The organism is Extensimonas vulgaris (assembly GCF_003337425.1).
GTDB lineage: Bacteria > Pseudomonadota > Gammaproteobacteria > Burkholderiales > Burkholderiaceae_C > Extensimonas > Extensimonas vulgaris.
In genome coordinates this window covers 278,252-298,849 of sequence record NZ_QPJU01000002.1, presented here as the reverse complement: position 1 = coordinate 298,849, position 20,598 = coordinate 278,252, and the positions used below count along the sequence as shown (strand labels likewise).

Here is a 20,598-nt window from a genome sequence, read left to right as displayed (position 1 = left end):
TGATCGGCGATGCAGTGAATCTATGCACGCAGCAGGCGCGCGAGGCTCGCGGCGAGCTGCTGCAGGTGTTCGAGGTTGTGCACGGCGAGCATGGCGTGCGCCTGGCGGTGCAGCACCGTGGCGCCGCGCGCGCTGGGCTTGTAGTCGGCAAAGCGCAGCAGCGGATTGAGCCACAGCATGCGCGCGCTGTGGCGCCGCAGCCAGGCAAGCTCTTGTTCGAGCAGCGCGGGCGCGCCGGTGTCCAGGCCGTCGCTGATGAGCAGCACCAGCGTGCGCCGCCCGACGAGGCGGCGCGCGTGCCGCGTGCGCAGCTGCGCCAGGCTCGCCCCCATGCGCGTGCCGCCCGCAAAGTCGGTGATGGCGCGGCCCGCCGCGGCGAGCATGGCGTCGGTGTCGGCCTGGCGGAACGCGGGCGTGAGGTCGGTCAGGTCGGTGCCGAAGGCGAACACGTCGCGCCGCAGCGCGCCTTGCGCGCCACCCGATGCCGTGGCCGCATGCAAAAAGGCGAGCAGCAGGCGCGCGTAGCGCTCCATCGAGCCCGACACATCGACGAGCACCAGCAGCGGCAAGGGGCGCGCCTGGCGCGCAAGGCGCGGCAGCTGCACGATTTCGCCACCGTGGCGCGTGGCGCGGCGCAGCGCGCCGGGCCAGTGCAGGCGCGCGCCGCGCGGGCCGGGGCGCGTGCGCCGCGCGGCGTACTGCGGCAGCGGCAGCGCAATCTCGCGCGCCAGGCGCTCCACGAGGCGATATTCGCTCGCCGAGAGCTGCGCAAAGTCGGCCTGGCGCAGGCGCTGCAGTGTGCTTGGGGCCAGCGCGGCGTCGAGCTCGAACTTGTCGTCCGCGGGTGGCGGCGCCGCGCGCGCTGCCTGCAAGGGCGCGAGCGCCTCGGCCACGCGCGGGCGCCGGGGCGGTGCGGGTGCCGGGGCAGGGCCGCGCGGCAGCATTTGCGCGAGCAGTTTCTGCGCGACTTCGGGGTTGCGGAAATACAGGTCGAACAGCTCGTGGAACACCGCGCGGTCTTCGGCGCGGCTCACGAACACGGCCTCGAGCGCGGCGCGAAAGTCCGCGCGCTCCAGCCCCACGAGCAACAGCGCCTGCTGCGCCAAGGCCATGCGCGCGGCATCGACGCGCACACCGGCGCGGCGCAGCGCGCGGCCAAAACCGGCGAGGTTCTCGGCGAGCTTGCCGCGGCGCGCGTCGCCGAGCTGGGACACCGCAGGCGCTGGCGCGCCATAGCCCGCCCGATCAGGCCCACCCTCGGCCTCAGCTCGGCCCCCCGCTCGGGCTTCGGCTGCGGCTTGGATTCCCTGCGAAAAGCCCGTCATCGCCTTGCTCCTGCGCTGCACCCCGACATGGTGCCTCACACGGCTTCTACGGGCTGCAGCAGCGCGGCGGCCATGTCCTGCGTGAGCGCGGCCACGTCCTCGCGCTGCTTGAAGAGCACGCCCGCGGTGTCGCGCACCACTTCGGGATCGACGACCAGCGTGTCGAGCGCAACGAGCGCCTTGGCCCATTCGACGCTCTCGGCGATGCCGGGCACGCGCTGGAAGGCGTCGGCAAAAGGCTGGCTGCGCAGCCGCGCCACGAAGTCGGCCACCTGCGCCGCGAGCGCCGCGCTCGCCCCGGGCACCTGCGCACGCACGATGGCGAGCTCGCGCTCGCGCTCGGGGTAGTCGAGCCAGAGGTACAGGCAGCGGCGCTTGACGGCGTCGTGCAGGTCGCGCGTGCGGTTGCTCGTGAGGATGGTCACGGGCGTGGCCTGGGCGCGGATGGTGCCAAGCTCCGGGATGCTGACCTGGTACTCGCCGAGGTATTCGAGCAAAAAGGCCTCGAAAGGCTCGTCGGCCCGATCGACCTCGTCGATCAGCAGCAGCGCGCCGGGCGCGGGCGCCTGCAGCGCCTGCAGCAGCGGGCGGCGGATGAGGTAGCGCTCCTGATAGACCTCGCGCTCGAGCTGCGCGGTGTCGGCGCCGCTGCGGCCTTCGGCGGCGCGCATGTGCAAGAGCTGCGCGGCGTAGTTCCACTCGTACAGCGCCTCGCGCTGCTCGAGGCCGTCGTAGCACTGCAGCCGGATCAGGCTGCGCGCCAGCACGCGCGCGAGCGCCTGCGCAAGCGCCGTCTTGCCGACGCCAGGCTCGCCTTCGAGCAGCAGCGGGCGCTGCAGCCGCAACGCCAGGAACACCGCGGTGGCCAGGCGCCGGTCGGCAAAGTAGCCCTCGGCTTGCAGGGCGTGCAGCAGGGCATCGACGCTGAGGGGTTGTGGTAGGGGGGCGGGGGCTTGCATTGCTTACTTTTTAATAGCTGCTAGCGCTTGCTACATCTGCACAAAACGGCTATTTTGCTTAAATTTCAACGGCTGTGCAGTACCCCCGGTGCATGCAAGGGCTCACCCCAGCATCTGCGCCACGGCGCGCTGCGTCAGCACGCTGATGAGCTGCGCGCGGTATTCGGCGCTGGCGTGGATGTCGGCGTTGAGCTCGCTCGCGTCGATTTTCACCGCGGCGGCGGACTCGGGCGTGAAGCGCTGGTTCAGCGCCGCCTCCAGCCCCGCGTGGCGGAACACGCAGCCCGCGGCGCCCGTGACGGCCACGCGCACGCCACCCGCCGTCTGCGCCGCGAACACGCCCACGAGCGAAAAGCGCGAGGCCGGCTGCTTGAACTTGAGGTAGGCCGCGCGCTGCGGGATGGGGAAGCGGATCGCGGTGATCAGCTCGCCTTCCTCAAGCGCCGTGGCGTACATGCCGAGGAAGAAGTCGTCCGCGGCGATCTCGCGCCGGTTCGTGATCACGGTGGCGCCCAGGCCCAGCACGGCGCTCGGGTAGCAGGCTGCCGGGTCGTTGTTGGCCACCGAGCCGCCCAACGTGCCGCGCGCGCGCACCTGGCGGTCGCCGATGTGGGCGGCAAGGTACGCCAGCGCAGGGATGGCCGACTGCACCTCGGCGCTCGCGGCCACGTCCATGTGGTGCGTCATGGCGCCTATGCGCAGCGCCTGGCCCTCGCGGCGGATGCCGGCGAGTTCGGCGATGCCGTTGAGGTCGACGATGCGCTCCGGGTTGGCCAGGCGCAGGCGCATCGAGGGCAGCAGGCTCTGCCCGCCGGCGATGGGTTTGCCGCCGGCCGCGGCCAGGCTGGCCGCCTCGGCCACGCTGGCGGGGGTTTCGTAGGTGAAGGCGTACATGCGGGTTCTCCTCAGGCTTTGGCGTTCTGGATGGCTTGCCACACGCGGTGCGGCGATGCGGGCATGTCGAAGTCTTTGACACCCAGCGGCCGCAGGGCGTCGAGCACGGCGTTGATGACCGCGGGCGGCGAGCCGATCGCCCCCGCCTCGCCGCAGCCCTTGGAGCCCAGCGGGTTGTGCGTGCAGGGCGTGCACACGTGGCCGAGCTGGAAGTTGGGGAAGTCGTCCGCGCGCGGCATCGCGTAGTCCATGTAGCTGCCCGTGAGCAGCTGGCCGGTTTCGCGGTCGTACACACAGTTTTCGAGCAGCGCCTGGCCGATGCCTTGCACCAGCCCGCCGTGCACCTGGCCTTCGACGATCATGGGGTTGATGATGACGCCGAAGTCATCGACCGCGGTGAAGCGATCGACGCGCGTGGCGCCCGTGGCCGGGTCCACCTCGACCTCGCAGATGTAGGTGCCCGCGGGGAAGGTGAAGTTGGTCGGATCGTAGAACGCGGTTTCATTCAGGCCCGGCTCGAGCTTGTCGAGCGGGTAGTTGTGCGGCACGTAAGCGGTGAGCGCGACCTGCGCGAAGGGGATCTTCTTGTCGGTGCCGCGCACGATGAATTCGCCACCCTGGAAGTCGATGTCGGCATCGCTCGCTTCGAGCAGGTGCGCGGCGATCTTCTTGGCCTTGGCCTCGATCTTGTCGAGCGCCTTCATGATCGCCGAGCCGCCCACGCTGAGCGAGCGCGATCCGTAGGTGCCCATGCCGAAGGGCACGCGCCCGGTGTCGCCGTGCACGATATCGACGTTTTCGACCGGGATGCCCAGGCGCGCCGCCACCACCTGCGCGAAGGTGGTCTCGTGCCCCTGGCCGTGGCTGTGCGAGCCGGTGAACACCGTCACGCTGCCCGTGGGGTGCACGCGCACCTCGCCGGCCTCGAACAGGCCCGCGCGCGCACCCAGCGCCCCCGCGATGTTGCTCGGCGCGAGGCCGCAGGCTTCGATGTAGCTGCTGTAGCCTATGCCGCGCAGCAGACCTTTGGCGGCGCTCGCAGCCTTGCGCGCTTCGAAGCCGGCCACGTCGGCGAGCTCCTGCGCCTTGTTCATGCAGGCGTGGAAGTCGCCCGTGTCGTACTGCAGCGCCACCGGCGTCTGGTAGGGAAACTGCGTAATGAAGTTGCGCTTGCGGATTTCGTCCTGCGACAGGCCCATCTCCCAGGCGCAGCGCGACACCAGACGCTCTATCAGGTAGGTCGCCTCGGGCCGGCCTGCGCCGCGGTAGGCATCGACGGGCACGGTGTGGGTAAACCAGCCATCGACCTGCGCAAAGATCTGCGGTGTGCCGTACTGGCCTGCGAGCAGCGTGGCGTACAGGATGGTGGGCACCACGGTGGAGAAGGTCGAAAGGTATGCGCCCAGGTTGGCGTGCGTGTGCACGCGCAGTGCGAGGAACTTGCCGTCCTTGTCCATGGCCATTTCGGCGTGGCTCACGTGGTCGCGCCCGTGCGCGTCGCTCACGAAGGATTCGCTGCGCTCGGCCACCCATTTGACGCTGCGGTTGAGCTTTTTCGCGGCCCAGGTCACGCACACGTCCTCGGCGTAGAGATAAATTTTGGAGCCGAAGCCGCCGCCCACGTCGGGCGCGATCACGCGCACCTTGTGCTCGGGCAGGCCCATCACGAAGGCCGTGAGCAACAGGCGCTCGACGTGCGGGTTCTGGTTGGCCACGTAGAGCGTGTATTCGTCGCTCGCGCGGCTGTAGGCGCCGATCGCGGCGCGCGGCTCCATGGCGTTGGGGATCAGGCGGTTGTTCACGAGGTCCAGGCGCGTGACGTGCGCCGCGCCCGCAAACGCTGCATCGACCGCGGCCTTGTCGCCAATGGCCCACTGGAAGCAACGGTTGTCGGGCGCCTCGTCGTGCACCACGGCGCCGGGCACCGCGCCCGCTGCGGCGTCAGCCACGTTGACCACGGCGGGCAGCACGTCGTAATCGACCTCGACGAGCTCGGCTGCATCGCGCGCCTGCTGCTGCGTGAGCGCCACCACCATGGCCACCTGGTCGCCCACGTGGCGCACCTTGCCCTGCGCCAGGATGGGGTGCGTGGGCTCCTTCATGGGCTGGCCGTCGGTGCTCGTGATGAGCCAGCCGCAGGGCAGGCCGTTGATCTTGTCGGCAGCGACGTCCGCACCCGTGAATACGGCAAGCACGCCGGGCGCGGCCTTGGCGGCGTCGGTGTTGATGCTGTTGATCTTGGCGTGCGCATGCGGCGAGCGCACGAACACGGCGTAGCTTTGCGCGGCCAGCGTGATGTCGTCGGTGTACTGGCCTGCGCCCGTGAGGAAGCGGTAGTCCTCCTTGCGGCGCACGGATTCGCCGATGTGCGGCAGGCGGGAAAAGTCGGAAGCACCCATGTCTGATCTCCTTGAAAGGTGGTGGGTGGGTTCAGGCGCCCATGGCCTCGCGGCCCTGCTGCACCGCGCGCACGATGTTCTGGTAGCCCGTGCAGCGGCACAGGTTGCCTTCGAGCAGCTCGCGGATCTCGGCCTCGCTGGCCTGCGGGTGGTGTTTGACCAAGTCCACTGCGCTCATCACCATGCCCGGCGTGCAAAAGCCGCACTGCAGGCCGTGGCACTCCTTGAACGCGGCCTGCATGGGGTGCAGCGTGCCGTCGGGCGCGGCCAGGCCCTCGATGGTCTGCACCTCGGCGCCCTGTGCCTGCACGGCCAGCATCGCGCAGGACTTCACGGCGCGGCCGTTGACGAGCACCGTGCAGGCGCCGCACTGGCTGGTGTCGCAGCCTACGTGCGTGCCGGTGAGCGCGAGCTGCTCGCGCAGCGCGTGCACGAGCAGGGTGTTGGGGGGCACATCGACACTGGCGGCGCGCCCGTTGACGGTGAACTGGACTTGCATCGGTTGGTCTCCTCGAAGCGGGTGGGACGGGGTGAATCGCCTGCCATTGTGGGCCGCGTCCGTGCGCCGGTTTTCGGGGGAAAACCCTGAATTTCCTTGGGGTCTGCGCGGATATTCTCAAAATGCGACAAACCGCACGCTGCGGCTGGGCATGATCTTTCCCCGCCCCGCTGCCCAGCACTTCACACCTTCGAGAGGCCCGGATGTCCGTCATCGCCCCGCCATCGTCCACCGATCGCTGCGCACTCGTCGCGCAGGCACGCCAGGCGCTGCGCGACGCGCCTGGCGCAAATGCCGGTGCCATGCTGGCCGCTGCTGCGGGCATGGAGCCCTGGATCGCGCGCTCGTGGCAGCGCTGCCTGTCCAGCGGCCTGCAGCCCACGCAGCGCGTGGTGTTCGACGCCGTGAGTGCCACCGCCTTGCGCCGCATCCACGAGCAGCACCATGGCTTGCTGCAGGCGGCGCGGCCCGTGCTCGAGCAGCTGGCGCGCACCATCATCGGCATGCACTACTTTGCCCTGCTGACCGACGCGCGCGGCATCGTGCTTGCGGTGCAGGGCCTGCAGGGGAACAGTGATCCGCGGGCACATGCCATCGCGCGTGTGGGCATCGACCTGTCCGAGGCCGCCGTGGGCACCACGGCCATAGGCGCGGCGCTGACCGAGCGGCAAGCCGTGTGGCTGCACCGTGGCGAGCACTTTTTCGAGGACAACACTTGCTATAGCTGCGCCGGCGCACCGCTGTTCGACCCCTGGGGGCGCTGCATGGGCATGCTCGACCTGACCGGCGTCGATGTGCCCGAGCGCCCCGAGCTGCGCCACCTTGCGACACGTTCGGCGCGCGCAATCGAAGACGCGTTGCTGCAACAGCAGCCACACAACCTGCTGCTGCGCCTGAACTGGCCCGGCTGCCCGCTTGGCGGTGAAGGCGATGGTTTGCTCGCGCTCGACGCCGACGGCCAGGTGCTCGGCAGCAACGGCATGGCGCGCCAACTCATGCCGCTGCCCCAACTGCCGCCGGGCACTGCCTTGCACTGGAGCCACCTCTGCGCGCTCCCCTGGGGCATGTTGCGGGATGCGGCTGGTCAGGCCGCACGGCACGGGCCCGCAGCGCTCGAACTGCCGCTCTGGTCGGGCCTGCGCCTGCACGGCCTGGCACTGCCGGCCGCTCCCAAACGCACGCTCGTTTCCCTGCCCGTACCGCCCGGTGCGTCTGGTGCCAACGCCGAAACCGCAGCCGTCGCGCCCGCGCCGCTGCGCGAAACTGAAACGGCGCTGATCCGCCAGGCCGTCTGGGCTGCACGCGGCAACGTCGCGCAGGCGGCGCGGGCCCTGGGCATCAGCCGGGCCACGGTTTATCGCAAACTTGGCGTGCCCAAAAAGCAACTCCCATAACAAAATCCCGCCAATTCACGCACGCGCGCTACGGGAATCGCCCCCGAAATAACCCTACTGGCTACAATCCCATCCCCTTGCCGGCAGGTGGCCAGTGCTCCTGCCGGTTTCATTGTCCAGATGCACGGCGCATCCTCCCTGTGGGGAGTCTTTAGGTCAGGTCACCCATGTCTGATTTAAGTCTTCGACTGCAGCAGGCCGCAAGCCAACTACCCGTTTCCAGCTACTTCGACGAGGCGCTGTTCCAGCGCGAGCTGGAGCGCATCTTTCAGCCTGGGCCCCGCTATGTGGGGCACGAACTCTGCGTCCCGAACGCGGGCGACTACTACGCCTTGCCGCAGGAAAACGGCGGCCGCGCGCTGGTGCGCGATGCGCACGGCCAAGTGCAGCTGATCTCCAACGTCTGTCGCCACCGCCAGGCGGTGATGCTGCAAGGGCGCGGCTCGCTCTACACGCAGCAAAAAGGCAGCGCGGGCGGCAACATCGTGTGCCCGCTGCACCGCTGGACCTACAGCGCGCAAGGCGCACTGCTGGGTGCGCCGCATTTTGCGCAAGACCCATGCCTGAACCTGCGCAACTACCCGCTGCGCTCCTGGAACGGTTTGCTGTTTGAAGACAACGGCCGCGACATAGCCGCCGACCTTGCACAGCTCGGCCCGCGCGCCGAGCTCGACTTCAGCGGCTACGCGCTCGACCGCGTCGAGTTGCACGAGTGCAACTACAACTGGAAAACCTTCATCGAGGTCTATCTCGAGGACTACCACGTCGGCCCCTTCCACCCTGGCCTCGGCAACTTCGTCACCTGCGACGATCTGCGCTGGGAGTTCCGCGAGAACTTCTCGGTGCAGACCGTGGGCGTGGCGGCAACGTTCGGGCGGCCCGGCTCGGACGTTTACAAGAAGTGGCACGAGGTCTTGCTCAAATACCGCAACGGCAAGATGCCCGAGCGCGGCGCGATCTGGCTCACGTACTACCCGCACATCATGATCGAGTGGTACCCGCATGTGCTCACCGTCTCCACCGTGCACCCGATCAGCCTGAACAAGACGCTGAACATGGTGGAGTTCTACTACCCCGAGGAAATCGTCGCCTTCGAGCGCGAATTCGTCGAGGCGCAGCAGGCCGCCTACATGGAGACCTGCATCGAAGACGACGAAATCGCCGAGCGCATGGACGCGGGCCGCAAGGCGCTGTTTGCGCGCGGCGACAACGAAGTCGGCCCCTACCAAAGCCCCATGGAAGACGGCATGCAGCACTTCCACGAGTGGTACCGGCGCGTGATGGGCATGAGTGGGGCATGAGTGTCACCGCCTGAAAACTACTTTAACCCAGATTGTTCATTAGGACGCGGGATGGTGGCGAGGCGGCTGGCGTGGCAGTTTGGTCGCGGGTGAGAAGTCCATGGCCAGTGCCATGGACGCCGAAGCCGCGGCCAAAATGACCGGCAGACGTCCGCCAACGCCCGCGTAGGTGCGCAGCACCGCCTAATGGACAATCTGGGTTTAACAATAGCGGCCTGCGCGCATCCACAAAGCACGCAGGCCGTTTTTTATTCATAATTTTCGCCATGCAAGCCGCCTGGATGATCGCCGCCGCGCTCTTTTTTGCGCTCATGAGCGTGTGCATCAAATTCGCGTCGCCCTATTTCAGTCCGCTCGAGATCGTCTGCTACCGCGGTGCCATCGGCATCGTCTTCATGTGGGCGTGGGCGCGCTCGCGCAAAGTGAGCCTGCGCACCCAGGTGCCCATGATGCACGTGTGGCGCAACATCGTCGGGGTGAGCGCGTTGTCGGCCTGGTTTTACGCCATTGCGCACCTGCCGCTGGGCACGGCCATGACGCTGAACTACATGAGCGGCGTCTGGGTGGCAGCGTTTTTGGTCGGCGGCACGCTGCTCATGGGGCGCATCGCCGACATACGCCGCCAAGGCCCGCTGGTGCTCGCAGTGATGGCCGGATTTGCCGGCGTGGTCATGATGCTGCGCCCCACGCTCGCGCAAAACCAGCTGTTTGCCGGCCTGATCGGCCTGCTCTCGGGCCTGATGTCGGCGCTCGCGTACCTGCAGGTGGCGGCGCTGGGCCGCGTGGGCGAGCCCGAGGCGCGCACGGTGTTCTACTTTTCTGTGGGCGCCGCGCTCGCCGGCGCCGTGGGCATGCAGTTTTTCGAACTGCACCGGCTCGACACCGTGCAGGCGTTGTGGCTGCTGCCCGTGGGTGTGCTCGCTGCGCTGGGTCAGCTGTGCATGACGCGCGCCTATACGCGCGGTGCGACCATGATCGTCGCCAACCTGCAATACTCGGGCATCGTGTTTGCGGCGCTGTTCGGGCTGCTGTGGTTCGACGACCAGATCCCGCTCATCGGTTGGCTGGGCATGGCCACCATCATCGCGAGCGGCATCGTCGCCACGTTTTTGCGCGCCCGCGCGCTGCCCCAGCCACCCGCCGAGGAGCATTGACATGCCAGCCCACACCACCCTCATCACGCCCGCCGAGCTGCAAACCCTGCAAGCGGGCGGCGCACCGCTCTTGATTTTCGACTGCAGCTTCGACCTCGCGCAGCCCGACGCGGGCGCGCAGCTGTACCACGCGGCGCACATCCCCGGCGCGCTCTACGCCCACCTGGACCACGACCTGAGCGCCGCGCCGCAGCAGCCGCGCGCCTCGGGCGGGCGCCACCCGCTGCCGCTGCGCGAAGTGTTCGCCGACTGGCTCGCGCGCCGCGGCCTGCGCCGCGAGATGCAGGTCATCGTCTATGACCGCAACGGCGCCAATTTTTGCGGGCGCCTGTGGTGGATGCTCAAGTGGCTCGGGCACGAGGCCGTGGCCGTGCTCGACGGCGGCCTGCAAGCCTGGCAGGCCGCGGGCGGCGCGGTGCGCAGCGGCCCCGAACCTGCGCCTGATCCAACGCCGTTCATCGCCGGCCCCGCGCTGCGCCGCCTGGTCAGCGCAGCCGAGGTACTGGCCGCATTGGACAAGCCCACGCAAACCCTCATCGATGCGCGCGCCACGCCGCGCTACCGCGGGGAAGTCGAGCCGCTGGACCCCGTCGCGGGGCACATTCCAGGTGCGCTGAACCGCCCGTTCACGCTCAATTTTCAAGATGACGGGCGCTTCAAACCCGCGGACCAGCTGCGTGCCGAGTTCGAGGCATTGCTGGAAAACCGCGCGCCCGCGAGCGTGGTGCACTACTGCGGCAGCGGCGTGAGCGCGATCCCGAACCTGCTCGCGATGGAAGTGGCCGGCCTCGGGCAAACGGCCCTTTTCGCCGGCAGCTGGAGCGAATGGTGCAGCGACCCCGCCCGGCCCGTGGCGCGCGGCTGAGGGCGCGTCTCGCTCACGAAAGCCGTGCGGCGGGGTGGCGTGCAGCAGGTGCGCCCAGTGCAAAAAGCGCTTTTTACCTGCGGCGCTTGTCAGGCAAATTCCTACACGGATAGGCGCGCAGCCTGACACACGAAACCGCCAAACGCCGACTTAATTTTTGATTGGGGCGAAATCACAATCCATTTCAACGGATCGCGCAACGGCACTTCTGCCATGCAAGCGCTCCGACCTTGAAAGGATTGCCGCCATGACCAACGAACAACTCCTCGCCGAAATCCGCGAAGCCAACCTCACCTACCTGATGTTGGCGCAAAACCTGATTCGCCAGGACAAGGCCGAAGCCGTGTTCCGCCTGGGCATCAACGAAGACGCTGCCGACATTCTGGCATCACTGTCGGCCGCGCAAGTGCTCAAACTGGCCTCGAGAAACACCCTTCTTTGCAGCTTCCGCGTCGATGACAACCTGGTCTGGAGCCTGCTCACGAACCACACGCAGAAAAAGTCGGACAACGAAGCCGTCAACACCCTGCACGCGAACATCCTCATGGCCGGGCGCATCTCCGAAGTGCTCTGAGCAGGATTTATCGATAAAAGGACGCCATCATGACCGCCGCCATTGCCGATACAGCTACGAAAACAAAAGCAACAACGCCCGCGAAGTCGAGCCCCAAGAGCGTGCTCGACGAGTCCCGCCAGATCGAGCGCGCGGCCATGCTGATACAGATGGGCGCGCGCATGCAGGTGCTCGAGTCGGAAACCACACTGTCCTACGAGCGTCTGATCCGGCTCTACAAAGAAATTGCCGGCAAGTCACCCTCCAAAGGCCAGTTGCCGTTTTCGACCGACTGGTTCCTGACCTGGCAGGAAAACATCCACAGCTCGCTGTTCCTCAACATTTACGAATACCTGTCCAAGGGCGTGAGCCTGGACGCCGTGGAGCTATTGACCAAAGCCTACCGCCTTTACGACGAGCAGATGCGCATGGCACAAATCGAGCCGCTGCTGTCGTTCACGCGCGCGTGGCGCCTCGTGAAGTTCGTCGATGCGGGCATGCTCACGCGCACGGCATGCAAGCAATGCGGCGGCCAGTTCGTCACCGAACCCTATGAAAACGCGCGCCACTACACCTGCGGCCTGTGCAATCCGCCCGCGCGCGCCGGGAAAAGCAAGAGCGCTGGCGCGCTGACTCTGTAGCCAAAGTCAGCGCGGGGCAAGCAGCCTGTCGGGCTCAGAGTTTGATCTTGGTGATCTTCGAGCCCTGCAACGACACGCCAGCTTCGAGGCCGGCGTTGCTCATCACGAAGCCGACCACGGGCTGTTTGGCGGTCTCGGTGTCTATGCTGCCATTGGCGCCGATGTGCGCCACGGCCACGGTGGCATCGACGCCGGCCACCCAGCCTTCGCTGCTGAGAAACTTCTGCAGCGCGTCGCTGGTGTTGAAGACGTAGATGATGGCCTTGGACTGCGCGCCGATCTGCCAGCCGAGCGAGCCCGCACCCAGGCTGTAGTAGCCCTGGATGCGGCCGTGCTGCAGCAGCGCGCCGCGGCCATATTCGGCACCCACCACGAAGCTGCCGCCGACTACCGACGGAAACACCAACACGCCGGCAGCCTTGGCCACCATCTCACGCGCATCGGGCGATATCTTGTAGAGCCGGTTCAGCGTGGCATTGACGTCGGCGTCGAGCGCGGCGCGCGCCGAGGGTTTGGGCGCCGTGTCTTTCTCGCCCGTGGTCGTGCAGGCGGTCAAGAGCATGCTGCCAGCCACCGCGGCCAGCGCCAAAGTACGCAAAATGGGAGAACGCATGGTCAAACTCCTTTGCTCAGTGAAAAAACCGATCGAACCTGCCCCCCGCGCAGCACCGGAAAAGCCGCACGCTCCGCGCGCATTTTATTGATGCAAACAGCCCGCTCACAGGCTGATGCGCGAAATCTTCGTGCCCTGCAGCGACACGCCGGCCTCGAGCCCGGCATTGTTCATGACGAAACCGACCACGGGCTGTCGGATGGTTTCGCTGTCTATGCGGCCGTTCGCGCCGATGTGCGCCACCGCCACGGTGGCATCGACGCCCGCGACCCAGCCCGTGCTGTCGAGAAACTTCGCCAGGGCTTCGCGGGTATTGAACACATAGATGACCGACTTGGACTGCGCACCGATCTGCCAGCCAATGGAGCCCGTGCCCAAACTGTAATAACCCTGCGTGCGCCCGTCCACGAGCATGGCACCCCGCCCATAGCCGCCACCCACCACGAAACTGCCGCCGATGACCGAGGGGAACACCAGCACGCCGGCGGCCTTGGCCACCATCTCGCGCGTGTCGGGCGCGACTTTGTATAGGCGGTTCAGAGTGTCATTGACTTCGGCATCGAGCGCCACGCGCGCCGAAGTGTTGGGCGCCGTGTCCGTCTCGCCGGTGGTCGTGCAGGCCGTCAAGCCCATGCTGCCTGCAAGTGCGGCCACGGCCAGCGTACACAGAAAGGGAAAACGCATGAACAGACTCCTTCGCAGAATGCCAACGGGCCGCAGTGTAAAGGCAAGACACTCTCCAAAACCGTAGCAATCTTGCGCCTTTGTTTGTGCATGTTTCCGCAGCTTATCCGCTCTCTTGCGGTTGCGCCGCGCTCTGCTGCGGCATGGCCAGAACCTTGTCGATGCGCTTGCCATCGAGGTCCATCACCTCGAACACCCAGCCGGCGCAGCTGATGCGCTCGCCCACTACCGGCAAATGGCCCGACTCGGCCATCAGCAGCCCCGCGAGGGTGTTGTAGCGCGCACGCTCCTCGTCGGGCAGCTCGCGTATGCCCAGGCGCGCCTTGAGCTCATTCACGGGCATGAGGCCGTCGAGCAACCAGCTGCCGTCTTCGCGCTGCGTGGCCCAGGCTTCGCTCGCGGCACCGGGCTGCAGCTCGCCGGTGATGGCTTCGAGCAAATCGTGTGGCGTCATGATGCCTTGCACCACCCCGTATTCATCGACCACGAACACCATGCGCCCCGCACGCGTGCGAAATTGTTCGAGCAGCTCCATGCCCGTGAGCGTCTCGGGCACGAAAACGGCCGGCTGCACATGCGCCTCTATGCTGCCCGGCGTCTCGGGCCCGAGTGCGAGCAGGCGCGCCACACTGATGATGCCGACCACGTCATCGAGCGAGCCGCGGCACACCGGATACCACGAGTGCGCACGCTCGCTCTGCGCGACGAGGCGCAGGCACTCGGCCACCGACGCGCGCGCGTCCAGCCACTGCACGTCAGTGCGCGGCACCATGAGCGAAGTCAGCGGGCGGTCGTCGAGATGAAAGACGTTGCGCACCATCTGGTGTTCATGCTGCTCGATCACGCCCGCAGCGCGGCCTTCTTCGAGGCTCGCGATGATCTCTTCCTCCGTCATCGGGCGCACGGCCGAATCGTCGACGCGCAGCAGGCGCAACACGGCCTGCGTGGAGAGCGCGAGCAAGCGCACGAAAGGCTTGGCCACGCGCGCCACCCAGGTCATGGGCAGCGCGATCATCCGCGCCACGGGCTCGGGGTAGAGCTGCCCCAGACGCTTGGGCACGAGCTCGCCGAACACGATGGTGATGAACGTGATCACCGTGATGACCAGCGCCGTGGCCACGATGCCCGCCGCACCCGAAGCCATGCCCAGGCTTTGCAGCCCGTGCGCGAGTTGCTCACTGAACGCGGCCTCGCCGATGATGCCGTTGAGCATGCCGATCGAGGTGATGCCCACCTGCACCGACGAGAGGAATTGCGTGGGATCGTCGAGCAGCGCGAGCGCCGCCTGCGCACCCTTGTCGCCCTCTTCGGCCAGGGCCGCGAGGCGCAGCTTGCGGCTCGACGCGAGCGCGAGCTCGGACATCGCGAACACGCCATTGAGCAGCGTCAGCAGCGCGATCAGCAGAAAATCCATGGATCTTGGCTAAAAATTGAACACCATGGCACTTTACTGTATCGGCGACGTGCAAGGCTGCGACCGCGCCTTGGGACAGCTACTCGAGCTGATCGGCTTTTCCCCGAGCCGTGACACCGTCTATCTGCTCGGCGACCTCGTCAACCGCGGGCCCGACTCGGCCGCGGTGCTGCGCCGCTGCATGGCGCACGGCGACGCGCTGCGCCCGCTGCTGGGCAACCACGACCTGCACCTGCTCGCGCTGGCGCACGGCGCGCGCAAACCCGGCCGGCAGGACACTTTGCAGGAATTGCTCGCCGCGCCCGACCGCGCGGCCCTGCTCGACTGGCTGCGCCAGCAGCCGCTCGCGCGCCAGCATGTGCATGGGCGGGACGAAGAAGCGCTGCTGCTCGTACACGCAGGCGTGCTGCCGCAGTGGAGCGTGCAAGACACCCTGGCCCTCGCCGACGAGGTGCACGCCGTGCTGCGCAGCGCCGACCTGCGCGACTTCCTGCGCCAGATGTACGGCAACGCGCCCGCGCAGTGGCACGACGGCCTGCGCGGCGTGGAGCGCCTGCGCGTGATCGTCAACGCGCTCACCCGCCTGCGCTTTTGCACGCCGCAAGGTGCCATGGATTTTTCGAGCACCGAAAGCGCCGGCGCCGCCCCGCCGGGCCTGTTGCCCTGGTTCGACGTGCCCGGGCGGCGCACCGCGGGCCACCCGATCGCCTTCGGCCACTGGTCCACGCTGGGCTGGCTCAACCGCCCCGACCTGCTCGCGCTGGACACCGGCTGCGTCTGGGGCGGCGCCCTGAGCGCCGTGCGCTTCGGCCACACCCTGGCCGAGCGCGAGCTGCTGCAGGTGCGCTGTGCCCAGGCCCAGAGACCGGGGGCATGATGCTATTGTTTTGTTAGCTGCTTGCGCTGAAAGGACAATGGTAAAAGACCAAAACAATCGTAATTCACCACGACTGACGCAAATCGGGGTGAGGCAAGTCGTGCGCCCCCCATGGCAAAACACGCTGCGGCATCTTTGTTTGCGTAAGTCCAGTTCACGTGTATTTGGGATGAGATTCCAATCTCCCCAAAAGGGTCGAGCGCAGCGATGGCCCGTGTGGTATCCCCGCCCTTCTGTATGCGCCGAGGAGCGCAGCGCCCGGCGGGTAAAGGGCGCGCGATTGTCTGAGCGAAGCGCAGCGCAGCGAGTTTCGCGCGACCCCGCCGGGCGCGAGCACCGCAGGTTGCCCTGGGCGCCGGTCAGGCGCTCAGGGACGCAGACAGCAGGGTCGCCTTCTTTTGCCTTCTTTTCTTGGCGAGACAAGAAAAGAAGGTGCGCCGCCGGGCGCACATCCCGGCATCCTCCCTCAGCCCCGTCACCTTCGCCAATCGCTGGAATCTGACCCCAATTCCTTGGCTATTTTTGGCTCAGGAACCCGCCTTGAGCAGCGCGGCGATCTTGCGCTTGGGTTTGATGTTGGGCGAGACGCTGTTGCGCGGCGAAGGTAGCGCCTTCTCGACGGCTTCCCATGCCGGCGGCGTTGCACCGGGGTTGGGCTCGTAGGGCTTGTCGAACAAGGGGTCGTGGATCGGCGCGGTTGGGCGAAAGCCGCGCCTTGGGCGCTCCTCCCGTGTCGATCCTCGGGCCGGCTCCCGCCCCCCCTGCTCGCGTCCCGACGTCCGCCCTGCACCCTCGGCCGACGCGTAGCGGCCCTCGCGGCTGCGCGGGCGCTCGTGCTCGAGGGCGAGCGGCTCGGGGACGATTTTTTTCTTGAGGAGTTTTTCGAGCTCGGCCACGAGGCGCGCATCACCGGGCGCCACTAGCGTGACGGCCAGACCCGAGGCGCCCGCGCGCCCCGTGCGGCCGATGCGGTGCACATAGTCTTCGGCGTGGAATGGCACGTCGTAGTTGAACACCGCAGGCACGTCCTTGATGTCGAGCCCGCGCGCGGCCACGTCGGTGCACACGAGCAGATCGACCTCGCCGCGCTTGAACGCTTCGAGCGCCTTCAGGCGTTCGTCCTGGCTTTTGTCGCCGTGCAGTGCCGCCGTTTTGAAGCCCTCGCGCTCAAGGGCACGGGCCAGGCGCGCGCAGCCGAGTTTGCTGTTCACGAAGATGAAAGCCTGCTTTATTTGCAGTGTCCGCAGCAACTGCTGCAGCGCGCTGCGCTTGTCGTCCTCGCCCACGGCGTAAAAGCGCTGCTCCACGGTGGCGGCCGTCTCGTTCGGGCGCGCGACCTCGATGGTCACGGGGTCGTTCAGGTAGCTTGCCGCGAGGCGCTTGATTTCGGGCGAGAAGGTGGCCGAGAACAAGAGCGTGGTGCGCTGGCGCGGCAGGTAGGCGAGGATGCGCTGCAGGTCGGGCAGAAAGCCGATGTCGAGCATGCGGTCGGCCTCGTCGAGCACCACGTATTCGACCTGGTTGAGCACCACATTCTTGGCCTCGATGTGGTCGAGCAGCCGCCCCGGCGTCGCGACGAGGACTTCCACGCCTTTTTTGAGCTCCAGCGTCTGCGGCTTCATGTCCATGCCGCCGAACACCACGGCGCTGCGCAGCTTGGTGTATTTGGCATAAAGCGCGATCTGCTGCGCCACCTGGTCGGCGAGTTCGCGCGTGGGCAGCAGCACGAGTGCCCGCACCGGATGGCGTGCGGGCGAGGTGGAGCTGTTTTCGTGCACCAAGAGGCGCTGCAGCAGCGGCAGCGAAAACGCCGCCGTCTTGCCCGTGCCCGTCTGCGCCGCGCCCATGACGTCGCGCCCCTGCAGCACGACCGGAATGGCCTGCGCCTGGATGGGCGTCATCGCCGTGTAGCCCATTTCGGCCACGGCACGCGCCAGCGGCTCGGCCAGCGAGAGATTGGAAAAAGAACTTGTCATGAGCTCGCTATTGTCGCACTGCAGCACACGCGCGGCATCAAGCCGCCGCATGACGCGGCGACCGAGCGGCCCGACGTCGGGTGGTGCTGCGCGCCTCACGCCTTGGGCAGCGTCACCCCCACCTGTCCCTGGTACTTGCCGCCGCGGTCTTTGTAGCTGGTTTCGCAGACCTCGTCGCTCTCGAAAAACAGCACCTGTGCGCAGCCTTCGCCGGCATAAATCTTGGCGGGCAGCGGCGTGGTGTTGCTGAATTCGAGCGTCACGTAACCCTCCCACTCGGGCTCGAAGGGGGTGACGTTGACGATGATGCCGCAGCGCGCGTAGGTGCTCTTGCCCAGGCAGATGGTGAGCACGTTGCGCGGAATGCGGAAGTATTCCACGGTGCGCGCCAGCGCAAAGCTGTTGGGCGGGATGATGCACACCTCGCCATGAAAATCGACGAAGCTCTTTTCGTCGAAGTTCTTCGGATCGACCACGGTGCTATGGATGTTCGTGAAAATTTTGAATTCGGGCGCGCAGCGGATGTCGTAGCCATAGCTGCTGGTGCCGTAGCTCACGATCTTGCGCCCATCGACCTCGCGCACCTGGCCGGGCTCGTAGGGTTCGATCATGCTGTGCTGCTCGGCCATGCGGCGGATCCATTTGTCGCTTTTGATGCTCATGCTGGGGCCCTGGTTGTGCCGCGGCATTGTAAGCAGGGGCTCGTCGAGCAGGGTCGAGCAGGGCCAGGAGCGCGGCCCGCTCGGCCATCGCTGCATGCCACAATCGCACGAGAAACCAAAGCCCCCCGGAGACGAGCCCCATGCGCATCCTCATTGCCGAAGACGACCAGGTGCTGGCCGACGGCCTGCTGCGCACGCTGCGCAATTCGGGCGCGGCGGTGGACCATGTGTCCAGCGGCAGCGAAGCCGACGCGGCGCTGATGACGCACACCGAGTTCGACCTGCTGATCCTCGACCTGGGCCTGCCGCGCATGCACGGGCTCGAAGTGCTCAAAAAGCTGCGCGGCCGCGGCTCCACGCTGCCGGTGCTCATCCTCACGGCCGCCGACAGCGTGGAAGACCGCGTGCAGGGGCTGGACTTCGGCGCCGACGACTACATGGCCAAGCCCTTCAGCCTGCAGGAGCTCGAGGCGCGTGTGCGTGCGCTCACGCGGCGCAAGGCTGGTGCGACGAGCAGCGTCATCCGCCACGGGCCGCTGGTGTATGACCAGGCGGGGCGCGTGGCCACCATAGACGGCAAGATGGTGGAGCTCTCGGCGCGCGAGCTCGGCTTGCTCGAAGTGCTGCTGCAGCGCGCGGGGCGCCTGGTCAGCAAGGATCAGCTGGTCGAGCGCCTGTGCGAGTGGGGCGAGGAAGTGAGCCTCAACGCCATCGAGGTCTATATCCACCGCCTGCGCAAGAAAATCGAACGCGGCCCGATCCGCATCGCCACCGTGCGCGGGCTTGGTTACTGCCTCGAAAAAATCCCCGGATGACTCGCAAAATAGGAGCTGCTTACGCAGCATCTACGGGCGTAAAAAGCACTTTTTACTTATAACCTTGAAAATCTTCCAGCGCACGCAGCGCTCGTTGTTCGGTGAAATCCTCGACTGGATGCTCACGCCGCTGCTGCTCTTGTGGCCGCTGAGCCTCGCGCTGACCTGGCTGGTCGCGCAGACGCTCGCGAACAAACCTTTCGACCGCGCGCTCGAACACCACGCGCAGACGTTGGCCCAGCTCGTGAGCGTGGTGCACGGCCAGGTGCAGTTCCGCCTGCCGCAGCCGGCCTATGAAATGCTGCGCGCCGACGCCGCCGACACCGTGTATTACCAGGTGCTCGCCCCCGATGGTGCACTGCTCGCGGGCGACGCGAGCCTGCCGCAACCCGCAGGGGACGCACGCCCGGATCAGGATGCCGTCGATACGGTGTGGCTGCGCGACGACGAGTTGCGCGGCGTGGACATCCGCGTGGCCGCGGTTTGGGTGCCGCTCGCACTGCCTGCGGAGCAGGGCCGCCCCGCGCTGGCCCTGGTGCAGGTGGCCGAGACGCGCGAAAAGCGCGGCATGCTCGCGACCGAAATCGTCAAGGGCGTGATGCTGCCGCAGTTCGTGATCCTGCCGCTCGCGGTGCTGCTGGTGTGGCTGGCGCTTGCGCGCGGCATCCAGCCGCTGAGCCAGATCGAGCAGCGCATCCGCGCGCGTCGCCCCGACGACCTGAGCCCGCTCGATGAACGCACGGTGCCGCTCGAGGTGGCGCCGCTCGTGGCTTCGGTGAACGACCTGCTCACGCGGCTCGACGACTCCATCGCGACGCAAAAGCGCTTCCTTGCCGACGCCGCGCACCAGCTCAAGACCCCGCTCGCGGGCCTGCGCATGCAGGCTGACCTCGCGCAGCGCGAAGGCACGAGCACCGAAGACCTCAAGCGCTCGCTACAGCAGATCGGGCGCGCGAGCGTGCGCGCCACGCACACGGTGAACCAGCTGCTCGCGCTCGCGCGGGCCGAGGCCAGTGGCGCACGCCTCGCGCACCAGCCCTGCAACCTCGCGCGCCTGACCATGGAAGTGGTGCGCGACTCGGTACCGCGCGCGCTCGACAAGCACCTCGATCTGGGCTACGACGGCGCCCCGCCCACGGCGCCCGGCGTGTGGGTGCAGGGCAACCCCACACTGCTCAAGGAGCTGGTGCGCAACCTGCTCGACAACGCGATCAACTACACCCCATCGAGTGCCGCGCAGCCCGGCGTGGTCACCGCGCGCGTGCTCGCCGACCCGCCAGGCCAGGTCGTGCTGCTGCAGGTCGAGGACTCGGGGCCGGGCGTGCCCGAGGCCGAGCGCGAGCTCGTCTTCCAGCCCTTTTACCGCGCGCTTGGCAACGAGGCCGACGGCTCGGGCCTGGGCCTGCCCATCGTCAGCGAGATCGCGCGCCAGCACGGCGCGCAGGTGCTGCTCGAAGACGCGCATCCGGGCCGCCGCCCGCCGGGCGCGCGTTTCACGGTGCGCTTTGCGGCGCTGCCCGTGCAGCAAGACACGCCCGCGGACGATGCTCTATAGTGCCGCGCCTGCAAGCTC

Annotated in this window: 19 protein-coding genes; 9 read left to right on the top strand and 10 right to left on the bottom strand. The window is 67.3% G+C overall.

Features of this window, described 5'->3' with window-relative positions:
* Nucleotides 1-20 precede the first annotated feature (20 nt).
* The 5 genes from DFR45_RS04315 to DFR45_RS04295 all read right to left on the bottom strand — a co-directional run bounded on the left by DFR45_RS04315 (nt 21) and on the right by DFR45_RS04295 (nt 6,076).
* Nucleotides 21-1,325, bottom strand: a complete 1,305-nt coding sequence (locus DFR45_RS04315; RefSeq protein ID WP_114482456.1) for a vWA domain-containing protein — start codon at nt 1,323-1,325, stop codon at nt 21-23.
* A gap of 35 nt (nt 1,326-1,360) precedes the next feature.
* Nucleotides 1,361-2,284, bottom strand: coding sequence for an AAA family ATPase (locus DFR45_RS04310; protein WP_114482455.1), 924 nt, complete (start codon nt 2,282-2,284; stop codon nt 1,361-1,363).
* A 102-nt stretch (nt 2,285-2,386) separates the two neighbouring features.
* A complete protein-coding gene (locus tag DFR45_RS04305; protein ID WP_114482454.1) occupies nt 2,387-3,178 on the bottom strand; it encodes an FAD binding domain-containing protein in 792 nt (263 codons plus the stop codon).
* An 11-nt stretch (nt 3,179-3,189) separates the two neighbouring features.
* Nucleotides 3,190-5,577, bottom strand: a complete 2,388-nt coding sequence (locus DFR45_RS04300) for a xanthine dehydrogenase family protein molybdopterin-binding subunit (RefSeq protein ID WP_114482453.1) — start codon at nt 5,575-5,577, stop codon at nt 3,190-3,192.
* Between the two features lie 31 nt (nt 5,578-5,608).
* The gene (locus DFR45_RS04295) at nt 5,609-6,076 is read right to left on the bottom strand and encodes a (2Fe-2S)-binding protein (protein WP_114482452.1); all 468 of its coding nucleotides are present in this window, start codon (nt 6,074-6,076) and stop codon (nt 5,609-5,611) included.
* A 203-nt stretch (nt 6,077-6,279) separates the two neighbouring features.
* On the opposite strand from DFR45_RS04295, the gene DFR45_RS04290 reads away from it, so the two are divergent.
* The 6 genes from DFR45_RS04290 to flhC all read left to right on the top strand — a co-directional run bounded on the left by DFR45_RS04290 (nt 6,280) and on the right by flhC (nt 11,984).
* Nucleotides 6,280-7,470, top strand: a complete 1,191-nt coding sequence (locus DFR45_RS04290; RefSeq protein ID WP_114482451.1) for a helix-turn-helix domain-containing protein — start codon at nt 6,280-6,282, stop codon at nt 7,468-7,470.
* 167 nt (nt 7,471-7,637) lie between these two features.
* Nucleotides 7,638-8,771 (top strand): aromatic ring-hydroxylating oxygenase subunit alpha, encoded by a 1,134-nt coding sequence (locus tag DFR45_RS04285; RefSeq protein WP_114482450.1) that lies wholly within the window; start codon nt 7,638-7,640, stop codon nt 8,769-8,771.
* A gap of 266 nt (nt 8,772-9,037) precedes the next feature.
* Nucleotides 9,038-9,925 carry a DMT family transporter gene (locus tag DFR45_RS04280; protein ID WP_170132840.1) on the top strand — a complete coding sequence of 296 codons (888 nt, stop codon included), beginning with the start codon at nt 9,038-9,040 and terminating at the stop codon, nt 9,923-9,925.
* Nucleotide 9,926: 1 nt separating this feature from the next.
* Nucleotides 9,927-10,790, top strand: coding sequence for a sulfurtransferase (locus DFR45_RS04275; RefSeq protein ID WP_114482449.1), 864 nt, complete (start codon nt 9,927-9,929; stop codon nt 10,788-10,790).
* Nucleotides 10,791-11,037: 247 nt separating this feature from the next.
* On the top strand, nt 11,038-11,364 hold the full coding sequence (gene flhD / locus DFR45_RS04270) for a flagellar transcriptional regulator FlhD (RefSeq protein ID WP_114482448.1): 327 nt from the start codon (nt 11,038-11,040) through the stop codon (nt 11,362-11,364).
* A gap of 29 nt (nt 11,365-11,393) precedes the next feature.
* Nucleotides 11,394-11,984, top strand: a complete 591-nt coding sequence (flhC, locus tag DFR45_RS04265; RefSeq protein WP_114482447.1) for a flagellar transcriptional regulator FlhC — start codon at nt 11,394-11,396, stop codon at nt 11,982-11,984.
* Nucleotides 11,985-12,018: 34 nt separating this feature from the next.
* Here flhC and DFR45_RS04260 read toward each other — a convergent pair whose 3' ends face one another.
* From DFR45_RS04260 to DFR45_RS04250, 3 genes are all read right to left on the bottom strand, one after another.
* Nucleotides 12,019-12,597 carry a BPSL1445 family SYLF domain-containing lipoprotein gene (locus DFR45_RS04260; RefSeq protein ID WP_114482446.1) on the bottom strand — a complete coding sequence of 193 codons (579 nt, stop codon included), beginning with the start codon at nt 12,595-12,597 and terminating at the stop codon, nt 12,019-12,021.
* A 105-nt stretch (nt 12,598-12,702) separates the two neighbouring features.
* A complete protein-coding gene (locus DFR45_RS04255; RefSeq protein ID WP_114482445.1) occupies nt 12,703-13,281 on the bottom strand; it encodes a BPSL1445 family SYLF domain-containing lipoprotein in 579 nt (192 codons plus the stop codon).
* A gap of 103 nt (nt 13,282-13,384) precedes the next feature.
* A complete protein-coding gene (locus DFR45_RS04250) occupies nt 13,385-14,695 on the bottom strand; it encodes a hemolysin family protein (protein WP_114482444.1) in 1,311 nt (436 codons plus the stop codon).
* A 25-nt stretch (nt 14,696-14,720) separates the two neighbouring features.
* Here DFR45_RS04250 and DFR45_RS04245 point away from each other — a divergent pair, with 25 nt between their 5' ends.
* Complete coding sequence (locus DFR45_RS04245; protein WP_114482443.1) at nt 14,721-15,572, top strand: symmetrical bis(5'-nucleosyl)-tetraphosphatase; 852 nt, start codon at nt 14,721-14,723, stop codon at nt 15,570-15,572.
* Nucleotides 15,573-16,099: 527 nt separating this feature from the next.
* Here DFR45_RS04245 and DFR45_RS04240 read toward each other — a convergent pair.
* Together DFR45_RS04240 and dcd are read right to left on the bottom strand one after the other, a co-directional pair.
* Nucleotides 16,100-17,548, bottom strand: coding sequence for a DEAD/DEAH box helicase (locus DFR45_RS04240; protein ID WP_114482693.1), 1,449 nt, complete (start codon nt 17,546-17,548; stop codon nt 16,100-16,102).
* A 95-nt stretch (nt 17,549-17,643) separates the two neighbouring features.
* Nucleotides 17,644-18,210: a dCTP deaminase gene (gene dcd, locus DFR45_RS04235; RefSeq protein ID WP_114482692.1), complete on the bottom strand. Its 567-nt coding sequence runs from the start codon at nt 18,208-18,210 to the stop codon at nt 17,644-17,646.
* A 140-nt stretch (nt 18,211-18,350) separates the two neighbouring features.
* Between dcd and DFR45_RS04230 the strand changes: the two genes are divergently transcribed.
* Both DFR45_RS04230 and DFR45_RS04225 read left to right on the top strand, forming a co-directional pair.
* Nucleotides 18,351-19,025 (top strand): response regulator, encoded by a 675-nt coding sequence (locus DFR45_RS04230; protein WP_114482442.1) that lies wholly within the window; start codon nt 18,351-18,353, stop codon nt 19,023-19,025.
* A gap of 64 nt (nt 19,026-19,089) precedes the next feature.
* Nucleotides 19,090-20,580, top strand: a complete 1,491-nt coding sequence (locus tag DFR45_RS04225; RefSeq protein WP_114482441.1) for a sensor histidine kinase — start codon at nt 19,090-19,092, stop codon at nt 20,578-20,580.
* The last annotated feature ends 18 nt before the right edge of the window (nt 20,581-20,598 follow it).